Here is an 11,260-nt window from a genome sequence, read left to right as displayed (position 1 = left end):
GATGGCGGGCTTAACTTCCGAGTTCGGAATGGGATCGGGTGTACCCCCGCCTCCATGGCCACCAAGACAAAGTTCTCGGGTCTGCGTCTGTCGGGAAGGCGAACGGTATTTACCCCGTTGCCACATCGGCGACTTGACCCAAAATTTGAATCAAATAGGGAGGAAAGGAAGATTTTAGTAGAAAAATAAGGCGCACGGACTATTAGTACCGGTAAGCTGAATGCATCGCTGCACTTACACCTCCGGCCTATCAACCAGGTGGTCTACCTGGGTCCTTTAGCTCTTGCGAGAGGGAGACCTTATCTCAAGGCAGGCTTCACGCTTAGATGCTTTCAGCGTTTATCCCTTCCGAACGTAGCTACCCTGCTATGCCGTTGGCACGACAACAGGTCCACTAGAGGTTCGTCCACCCCGGTCCTCTCGTACTAGGGGCAGGCCCTTTCAAGTCTCCTACGCCCACAGCAGATAGGGACCAAACTGTCTCACGACGTTTTAAACCCAGCTCGCGTACCACTTTAAACGGCGAACAGCCGTACCCTTGGGACCTGCTTCAGCCCCAGGATGTGATGAGCCGACATCGAGGTGCCAAACCGCGCCGTCGATGTGAACTCTTGGGCGCGATCAGCCTGTTATCCCCGGCGTACCTTTTATCCAATGAGCGATGGCCCTTCCACTCGGAACCACCGGATCACTAACACCGACTTTCGTCCCTGCTCGACATGTCTGTCTTGCAGTCAAGCTCCCTTATGCGTTTGCACTCAACGGCTGGTTTCCAATCAGCCTGAGGGAACCTTTGCATGCCTCCGTTACTCTTTAGGAGGCGACCGCCCCAGTCAAACTACCCACCAGACACTGTCTCCGAGCCGGATAACGGCGTCGGATTAGAGCCTTAGATTGGCAAGGGTGGTATTTCAAGGATGGCTCCACACACACTGGCGTGCACGCTTCAAAGCCTCCCACCTATCCTACACATGCCAACCCAAAACCCAATGTCAAGCTATAGTAAAGGTGCACAGGGTCTTTCCGTCTTGCTGCGGGTACACGGCATTTTCACCGCGACTTCAATTTCACCGAGTCTCTGGTTGAGACAGTGCGGAGATCGTTACACCATTCGTGCAGGTCGGAACTTACCCGACAAGGAATTTCGCTACCTTAGGACCGTTATAGTTACGGCCGCCGTTTACCGGGGCTTCGATTCAAAGCTTCGCTTGCGCTGACCTCTCCTCTTAACCTTCCGGCACCGGGCAGGTGTCAGTCCCTATACATCGTCTTACGACTTAGCAGAGACCTATGTTTTTAGTAAACAGTCGCCACCGCCATTTCTCTGCGGCTCTTCAGTGCTGTACGAGTAAATCAGACACACTAAAGAGCACCCCTTATCCCGAAGTTACGGGGTCATTTTGCCGAGTTCCTTAACCAGAGTTCTCTCGAGCGCCTTGGATTACTCATCCCGCCCACCTGAGTTGGTTTGCGGTACGGTCTGCGTGAACTAAACTTAGAAGCTTTTCTTGGAAGCATGGACTCGGCAGCTTACGGCCATACGGCCACCGCATCGTGTCTCAGCCATAAGGAAGACGGATTTGCCTATCTTCCAAGCCTACACACTTGCACCAGCTAATCCAACAGCTGGCCTGCGTATCCTTCTCCGTCCCTCCATCGCACATTCACACAGGTACGGGAATATTAACCCGTTTCCCATCGGTTACGCATTTCTGCCTCACCTTAGGGGCCGACTAACCCCGGGAAGATTACCTTTACCCGGGAAACCTTGGGCTTACGGCGAACAGGTTTTTCACCTGTTTTATCGTTACTCATGTCAGCATAATCACTTCTCTACCGTCCAGTTAGCCTTACGACACACCTTCAACCAGTAGAGAACGCTCTCCTACCACTTGATAAATCAAGTCCGAAGCTTCGGTACCATGCTTAGCCCCGTTACATTTTCGGCGCAGAATCTCTAGACCAGTGAGCTATTACGCTTTCTTTAAAGGATGGCTGCTTCTAAGCCAACCTCCTGGCTGTCTGTGAAATTCCACCACCTTTTCCACTGAGCATGGATTTGGAGACCTTAGCTGTCGGTCTGGGCTCTTTCCCTCTCGACTACGGCCCTTCTCAGTCGCAGTCTGACTCCCGAGGAGCATTTATGCGGTATTCGGAGTTTGATAGGGTTTGGTAAGCTGGTGAGCCCCCTAGCCCTGTCAGTGCTCTACCCCCGCTAAACTCCCTCGAGGCTATACCTCAATATATTTCGGAGAGAACCAGCTATCACCGGGTTTGATTGGCCTTTCACCCCTATCCACAAGTCATCCAAATCGTTTTCAACCGATACTGGTTCGGTCCTCCACTCAGTTTTACCTGAGCTTCAACCTGCTCATAGATAGATCACCCGGTTTCGGGTCTACTCCACAGTACTTGTCGCCCTTATCAGACTCGCTTTCGCTACGGCTCCACTTTCGCTTAACCTTGCACTGTAGAGTAACTCGCTGACTCATTATGCAAAAGGCACGCGGTCACATCTCAAGGATGCTCCCACAGCTTGTAGGCAAATGGTTTCAGGTTCTATTTCACTCCCCTAACAGGGGTTCTTTTCACCTTTCCCTCACGGTACTGGTACACTATCGGTCGCCAGAGAGTACTTAGCCTTGGAAGATGGTCCTCCCAGATTCCCACGGGGTTTCACGTGTCCCGCAGTACTCAGGTACGGCCTACGCTGTGTTCAACTTCAGGTACGGGGCTTTCACCCTCTATGGCCGAGCTTCCCAGCTCGTTCCCCTATTTACTAACAGATCGATGATGGCCGCCCTACAACCCCGACTGGTCGAAACCAGCCGGTTTGGGCTAATCCCCGTTCGCTCGCCGCTACTGAGGGAGTCTCGTTTGATTTCTTCTCCTCCGGGTACTGAGATGTTTCACTTCCCCGGGTTCGCCTCCAAGAGCCTATGTATTCAGCTCAAGGATAACCGGACATGACTCCGGTTGGGTTTCCCCATTCAGAGATCAGCGGATCAAAGGATGTTTGGCTCCTCCCCGCTGCTTATCGCAGCCTACCACGTCTTTCATCGCCTTCTGGCACCAAGGCATCCACCAAATGCCCTTAATAACTTATTTTTCTTAGACTTCCTTTCCGTCCCTATCGATTGTCAATGAGCAGAGGCACAAAAGCCTCAGCCAAGTGTATACTTGGAGTACATGCATCACTTGCGTGGTGCGTGCTACCAACCATTCACTTGTCAAAGAGCGTGAAGCTCCTTGCAATTAAATAGCGAGTTGGACAAATTTCCTTAAAGGAGGTGATCCAGCCGCAGGTTCCCCTACGGCTACCTTGTTACGACTTCACCCCAATCATTAGCCCTACCGTAGGCGGCTGCCTCCCTTGCGGGTTAGCTCACCGATGTCGGGTAGAACCAACTTTCGTGGTGTGACGGGCGGTGTGTACAAGGCCCGGGAACGCATTCACCCCAGCATGCTGATCTGGGATTACTAGCGATTCCGACTTCAAGGAGTCGAGTTGCAGACTCCTATCCGGACTGAGACGCGCTTTTTGGGATTGGCTCCACCTCACGGTATCGCTGCCCTTTGTACGCGCCATTGTAGTACGTGTGTAGCCCTAGGCGTAAGGGCCATGATGACTTGACGTCGTCCCCACCTTCCTCCCGGTTAACCCGGGCAGTCTCCCTAGAGTGCCCAGCATCACCTGATGGCAACTAAGAATAGGGGTTGCGCTCGTTGCGGGACTTAACCCAACACCTCACGGCACGAGCTGACGACAGCCATGCAGCACCTGTCTCCTGGTTCTCCGAAGAGCACCCTTCCTTTTCGGGAAGGTTCCAGGGATGTCAAGCCTAGGTAAGGTTCTTCGCGTTGCATCGAATTAAACCACATACTCCACCGCTTGTGCGGGCCCCCGTCAATTTCTTTGAGTTTCAGCCTTGCGACCGTACTCCCCAGGCGGGATACTTAACGCGTTAGCTACGGCACCGAAGGTCAAGCCCCCGACACCTAGTATCCATCGTTTACAGCGTGGACTACCAGGGTATCTAATCCTGTTTGCTCCCCACGCTTTCGCTCCTCAGTGTCAGTATCGGTCCAGGTAGTCGCCTTCGCCACTGGTGTTCCTCCAGATCTCTACGGATTTCACTCCTACACCTGGAATTCCACTACCCTCTCCCGAACTCTAGCAATGCAGTATCAAGTGCAATTCCACGGTTGAGCCGTGGGCTTTCACACCTGACTTACAAAGCAACCTACGAGCGCTTTACGCCCAGTGATTCCGATTAACGCTTGCACCTTCCGTATTACCGCGGCTGCTGGCACGGAATTAGCCGGTGCTTCCTCTGAAGGTACCGTCAGCTGCGAAGCGTATTATTCTTCGCAGGGTTCTTCCCTTCTGACAGGAGTTTACGATCCGAAAACCTTCATCCTCCACGCGGCGTCGCTGCGTCAGGGTTTCCCCCATTGCGCAATATTCCCCACTGCTGCCTCCCGTAGGAGTCTGGGCCGTGTTCCAGTCCCAGTGTGGCAGGCCACCCTCTCAGGCCTGCTACTCATCGTTGCCACGGTAGGCCGTTACCCTACCGTCTAGCTAATGAGACGCGGACTCATCTATGGGCAGTAGCATGCAAGCAGAGGCCACCTTTAACGTTGCCATATTATCCAGTATTATCAGTCGTTTCCAACTGTTATTCCAGACCCATAGGTAGATAATCCACGCGTTACTCACCCGTGCGCCACTGTACTCATTCCCGAAGGAACTTTCTCGTTCGACTTGCATGTGTTAGGCACGCCGCCAGCGTTCAATCTGAGCCAGAATCAAACTCTCCAGTTTAAATCTGTGTCTTCATGATCAAGGGGGCTAATTCCCTTAATCACGCTAGCTGATATCTTTCTGTCCAACTCGCTATTTAATTGTCAAAGAACCTCAATTTCCGCACGGCGTTTTCCGTAGCGGCGAGGGGTGCTTATGTCACTTCCTCGTCGCCCCGTCAACATCTTTTTTCAACTTTTTTTGAAGCCGTTTCAGCCGCTCGACCTGAACCTTGCGGCTTCATGAGGCATTCTCAAGATTGACTCATGCGGTCGGGGTGAAACCCGGATGTGACGCCCTTGCGTTTGTAAAAGAACTTCTCGCCGAAGCGAGAGGCAGCTTCTACAGAGCTTCGCGTTCACCGTCAAGCTGTTTTTCAAACTTTTCTCAGGTGTCCCGCTCTGCTCTGCCGGAATCGATCATTCGACCGATTACCTTATATGCAAGGGAGATAGAAGAATTCGTGCTGTGAAAGAACTGTCCCTGCCGCAGCAGGGAAGGAGTGTTTACGTAAAAGCGCTGATACTGTCAATGAGGTTTTGAAAAATGAATCAGAAACACAGATCCACCCGTGAAATACTTCAACAATTCAGACTGTTAGGAATGCCCAATAAACCCGAGATAATGAGGGCTGGTTGTGACGCGTGTACGATATCTCCAACATGAAACTTCACAGGAGTTCTCCCTACCTCCGCCATCGCAAGCAGACAGAACCGCCCCAGACACATTCAAAGGGAAAGCGAAGAGAGGAAAATGCCCCTGCTCCCCTCACAAAACGTGAGGCCGATTGGAAGCGCTTCGCTTCCACGGCTGGATGGGTGCCCTTTCAGCGGACAGCCTGGGCGAGGCAGGGGAGTCCAGAGGGGCCTTGCTGAGGGCGGGCACCGCCCGGCTGAGGCCCTTCTGGCCGCCGGAGGCAACAACGGGATAGACTGCACCGTGCTTATTGTAGTCGATGAAAGCCCAATCAAGCCAGCACAGACCAAGGTCCTATTCACTCAAGGGGAAAGCAATGAAAGGAAAATGCCCCTTGCTTTCCCCCCCCAAACACAACGTGAGGCCGATTGGAAGCGCTTCGCTTCCTCGGCGGGATGGGTGCCCTTTCAACGGACAGCTGGGGCGAGGCAGGGGAGTCCAGAGGGGCCTTGCTGAGGGCGGGCACCGCCCGGCTGAGGCCCTTCTGGTCCCGCGGAAGGCGGCAACGGGCAATACGAGCTAAGACTCAATGTAGTCGATGAAAGCCCAATCAAGCCAGCACAGACCAAGGCCCTATACACAATGCATGACAAAGGTAAAAGGAATAGGAAGGAATAAGAGGAAAGGATGGAAGGATAACGCACTATCCCCAAAACAGAAAAACTCCGGCCCTCATCGGTTACCGGAGTTTTTCGTTCTGGAAATAAGTCTTGGCGGCGGCCTACTTTCCCACCAGCTCCCTGGCAGTATCATCGGCGATGGCGGGCTTAACTTCCGAGTTCGGAATGGGATCGGGTGTACCCCCGCCTCCATGGCCACCAAGACAAAGTTCTCGGGTCTGCGTCTGTCGGGAAGGCGAACGGTATTTACCCCGTTGCCACATCGGCGACTTGACCCAAAATTTGAATCAAATAGGGAGGAAAGGAAGATTTTAGTAGAAAAATAAGGCGCACGGACTATTAGTACCGGTAAGCTGAATGCATCGCTGCACTTACACCTCCGGCCTATCAACCAGGTGGTCTACCTGGGTCCTTTAGCTCTTGCGAGAGGGAGACCTTATCTCAAGGCAGGCTTCACGCTTAGATGCTTTCAGCGTTTATCCCTTCCGAACGTAGCTACCCTGCTATGCCGTTGGCACGACAACAGGTCCACTAGAGGTTCGTCCACCCCGGTCCTCTCGTACTAGGGGCAGGCCCTTTCAAGTCTCCTACGCCCACAGCAGATAGGGACCAAACTGTCTCACGACGTTTTAAACCCAGCTCGCGTACCACTTTAAACGGCGAACAGCCGTACCCTTGGGACCTGCTTCAGCCCCAGGATGTGATGAGCCGACATCGAGGTGCCAAACCGCGCCGTCGATGTGAACTCTTGGGCGCGATCAGCCTGTTATCCCCGGCGTACCTTTTATCCAATGAGCGATGGCCCTTCCACTCGGAACCACCGGATCACTAACACCGACTTTCGTCCCTGCTCGACATGTCTGTCTTGCAGTCAAGCTCCCTTATGCGTTTGCACTCAACGGCTGGTTTCCAATCAGCCTGAGGGAACCTTTGCATGCCTCCGTTACTCTTTAGGAGGCGACCGCCCCAGTCAAACTACCCACCAGACACTGTCTCCGAGCCGGATAACGGCGTCGGATTAGAGCCTTAGATTGGCAAGGGTGGTATTTCAAGGATGGCTCCACACACACTGGCGTGCACGCTTCAAAGCCTCCCACCTATCCTACACATGCCAACCCAAAACCCAATGTCAAGCTATAGTAAAGGTGCACAGGGTCTTTCCGTCTTGCTGCGGGTACACGGCATTTTCACCGCGACTTCAATTTCACCGAGTCTCTGGTTGAGACAGTGCGGAGATCGTTACACCATTCGTGCAGGTCGGAACTTACCCGACAAGGAATTTCGCTACCTTAGGACCGTTATAGTTACGGCCGCCGTTTACCGGGGCTTCGATTCAAAGCTTCGCTTGCGCTGACCTCTCCTCTTAACCTTCCGGCACCGGGCAGGTGTCAGTCCCTATACATCGTCTTACGACTTAGCAGAGACCTATGTTTTTAGTAAACAGTCGCCACCGCCATTTCTCTGCGGCTCTTCAGTGCTGTACGAGTAAATCAGACACACTAAAGAGCACCCCTTATCCCGAAGTTACGGGGTCATTTTGCCGAGTTCCTTAACCAGAGTTCTCTCGAGCGCCTTGGATTACTCATCCCGCCCACCTGAGTTGGTTTGCGGTACGGTCTGCGTGAACTAAACTTAGAAGCTTTTCTTGGAAGCATGGACTCGGCAGCTTACGGCCATACGGCCACCGCATCGTGTCTCAGCCATAAGGAAGACGGATTTGCCTATCTTCCAAGCCTACACACTTGCACCAGCTAATCCAACAGCTGGCCTGCGTATCCTTCTCCGTCCCTCCATCGCACATTCACACAGGTACGGGAATATTAACCCGTTTCCCATCGGTTACGCATTTCTGCCTCACCTTAGGGGCCGACTAACCCCGGGAAGATTACCTTTACCCGGGAAACCTTGGGCTTACGGCGAACAGGTTTTTCACCTGTTTTATCGTTACTCATGTCAGCATAATCACTTCTCTACCGTCCAGTTAGCCTTACGACACACCTTCAACCAGTAGAGAACGCTCTCCTACCACTTGATAAATCAAGTCCGAAGCTTCGGTACCATGCTTAGCCCCGTTACATTTTCGGCGCAGAATCTCTAGACCAGTGAGCTATTACGCTTTCTTTAAAGGATGGCTGCTTCTAAGCCAACCTCCTGGCTGTCTGTGAAATTCCACCACCTTTTCCACTGAGCATGGATTTGGAGACCTTAGCTGTCGGTCTGGGCTCTTTCCCTCTCGACTACGGCCCTTCTCAGTCGCAGTCTGACTCCCGAGGAGCATTTATGCGGTATTCGGAGTTTGATAGGGTTTGGTAAGCTGGTGAGCCCCCTAGCCCTGTCAGTGCTCTACCCCCGCTAAACTCCCTCGAGGCTATACCTCAATATATTTCGGAGAGAACCAGCTATCACCGGGTTTGATTGGCCTTTCACCCCTATCCACAAGTCATCCAAATCGTTTTCAACCGATACTGGTTCGGTCCTCCACTCAGTTTTACCTGAGCTTCAACCTGCTCATAGATAGATCACCCGGTTTCGGGTCTACTCCACAGTACTTGTCGCCCTTATCAGACTCGCTTTCGCTACGGCTCCACTTTCGCTTAACCTTGCACTGTAGAGTAACTCGCTGACTCATTATGCAAAAGGCACGCGGTCACATCTCAAGGATGCTCCCACAGCTTGTAGGCAAATGGTTTCAGGTTCTATTTCACTCCCCTAACAGGGGTTCTTTTCACCTTTCCCTCACGGTACTGGTACACTATCGGTCGCCAGAGAGTACTTAGCCTTGGAAGATGGTCCTCCCAGATTCCCACGGGGTTTCACGTGTCCCGCAGTACTCAGGTACGGCCTACGCTGTGTTCAACTTCAGGTACGGGGCTTTCACCCTCTATGGCCGAGCTTCCCAGCTCGTTCCCCTATTTACTAACAGATCGATGATGGCCGCCCTACAACCCCGACTGGTCGAAACCAGCCGGTTTGGGCTAATCCCCGTTCGCTCGCCGCTACTGAGGGAGTCTCGTTTGATTTCTTCTCCTCCGGGTACTGAGATGTTTCACTTCCCCGGGTTCGCCTCCAAGAGCCTATGTATTCAGCTCAAGGATAACCGGACATGACTCCGGTTGGGTTTCCCCATTCAGAGATCAGCGGATCAAAGGATGTTTGGCTCCTCCCCGCTGCTTATCGCAGCCTACCACGTCTTTCATCGCCTTCTGGCACCAAGGCATCCACCAAATGCCCTTAATAACTTATTTTTCTTAGACTTCCTTTCCGTCCCTATCGATTGTCAATGAGCAGAGGCACAAAAGCCTCAGCCAAGTGTATACTTGGAGTACATGCATCACTTGCGTGGTGCGTGCTACCAACCATTCACTTGTCAAAGAGCGTGAAGCTCCTTGCAATTAAATAGCGAGTTGGACAAATTTCCTTAAAGGAGGTGATCCAGCCGCAGGTTCCCCTACGGCTACCTTGTTACGACTTCACCCCAATCATTAGCCCTACCGTAGGCGGCTGCCTCCCTTGCGGGTTAGCTCACCGATGTCGGGTAGAACCAACTTTCGTGGTGTGACGGGCGGTGTGTACAAGGCCCGGGAACGCATTCACCCCAGCATGCTGATCTGGGATTACTAGCGATTCCGACTTCAAGGAGTCGAGTTGCAGACTCCTATCCGGACTGAGACGCGCTTTTTGGGATTGGCTCCACCTCACGGTATCGCTGCCCTTTGTACGCGCCATTGTAGTACGTGTGTAGCCCTAGGCGTAAGGGCCATGATGACTTGACGTCGTCCCCACCTTCCTCCCGGTTAACCCGGGCAGTCTCCCTAGAGTGCCCAGCATCACCTGATGGCAACTAAGAATAGGGGTTGCGCTCGTTGCGGGACTTAACCCAACACCTCACGGCACGAGCTGACGACAGCCATGCAGCACCTGTCTCCTGGTTCTCCGAAGAGCACCCTTCCTTTTCGGGAAGGTTCCAGGGATGTCAAGCCTAGGTAAGGTTCTTCGCGTTGCATCGAATTAAACCACATACTCCACCGCTTGTGCGGGCCCCCGTCAATTTCTTTGAGTTTCAGCCTTGCGACCGTACTCCCCAGGCGGGATACTTAACGCGTTAGCTACGGCACCGAAGGTCAAGCCCCCGACACCTAGTATCCATCGTTTACAGCGTGGACTACCAGGGTATCTAATCCTGTTTGCTCCCCACGCTTTCGCTCCTCAGTGTCAGTATCGGTCCAGGTAGTCGCCTTCGCCACTGGTGTTCCTCCAGATCTCTACGGATTTCACTCCTACACCTGGAATTCCACTACCCTCTCCCGAACTCTAGCAATGCAGTATCAAGTGCAATTCCACGGTTGAGCCGTGGGCTTTCACACCTGACTTACAAAGCAACCTACGAGCGCTTTACGCCCAGTGATTCCGATTAACGCTTGCACCTTCCGTATTACCGCGGCTGCTGGCACGGAATTAGCCGGTGCTTCCTCTGAAGGTACCGTCAGCTGCGAAGCGTATTATTCTTCGCAGGGTTCTTCCCTTCTGACAGGAGTTTACGATCCGAAAACCTTCATCCTCCACGCGGCGTCGCTGCGTCAGGGTTTCCCCCATTGCGCAATATTCCCCACTGCTGCCTCCCGTAGGAGTCTGGGCCGTGTTCCAGTCCCAGTGTGGCAGGCCACCCTCTCAGGCCTGCTACTCATCGTTGCCACGGTAGGCCGTTACCCTACCGTCTAGCTAATGAGACGCGGACTCATCTATGGGCAGTAGCATGCAAGCAGAGGCCACCTTTAACGTTGCCATATTATCCAGTATTATCAGTCGTTTCCAACTGTTATTCCAGACCCATAGGTAGATAATCCACGCGTTACTCACCCGTGCGCCACTGTACTCATTCCCGAAGGAACTTTCTCGTTCGACTTGCATGTGTTAGGCACGCCGCCAGCGTTCAATCTGAGCCAGAATCAAACTCTCCAGTTTAAATCTGTGTCTTCATGATCAAGGGGGCTAATTCCCTTAATCACGCTAGCTGATATCTTTCTGTCCAACTCGCTATTTAATTGTCAAAGAACCTCAAGTTCCGCACGGCGTTTTCCGTAGCGGCGAGGGGTGCTTATGTCACTTCCTCGTCGCCCCGTCAACATCTTTTTTCAACTTT

Annotated in this window: 5 rRNA genes and 1 other annotated feature; all 5 genes read right to left on the bottom strand. The window is 53.0% G+C overall.

Annotation, left to right across the window (positions count from 1 at the left end):
* Positions 1–66 (bottom strand) — a sequence feature (5S ribosomal RNA rRNA prediction is too short).
* A 115-nt stretch (positions 67–181) separates the two neighbouring features.
* Positions 182–3,108 (bottom strand): 23S ribosomal RNA (locus N1030_RS17635).
* 175 nt (positions 3,109–3,283) lie between these two features.
* Positions 3,284–4,825: ribosomal RNA gene (locus N1030_RS17630) — 16S ribosomal RNA — on the bottom strand.
* A gap of 1,383 nt (positions 4,826–6,208) precedes the next feature.
* Positions 6,209–6,323: ribosomal RNA gene (gene rrf / locus N1030_RS17625) — 5S ribosomal RNA — on the bottom strand.
* Positions 6,324–6,438: 115 nt separating this feature from the next.
* A 23S ribosomal RNA gene (locus tag N1030_RS17620) occupies positions 6,439–9,365 on the bottom strand.
* A gap of 175 nt (positions 9,366–9,540) precedes the next feature.
* A 16S ribosomal RNA gene (locus N1030_RS17615) occupies positions 9,541–11,082 on the bottom strand.
* The 16S, 23S and 5S rRNA genes sit together here, the layout of an rRNA operon.
* Positions 11,083–11,260: the final 178 nt, after the last annotated feature.

Origin of the sequence: Desulfovibrio mangrovi (assembly GCF_026230175.1) — a bacterium.
Lineage (GTDB): Bacteria > Desulfobacterota > Desulfovibrionia > Desulfovibrionales > Desulfovibrionaceae > Halodesulfovibrio > Halodesulfovibrio mangrovi.
The sequence above is the reverse complement of the archived record's forward strand: the minus strand, read 5'-3'. Positions and strand labels throughout refer to the sequence as shown.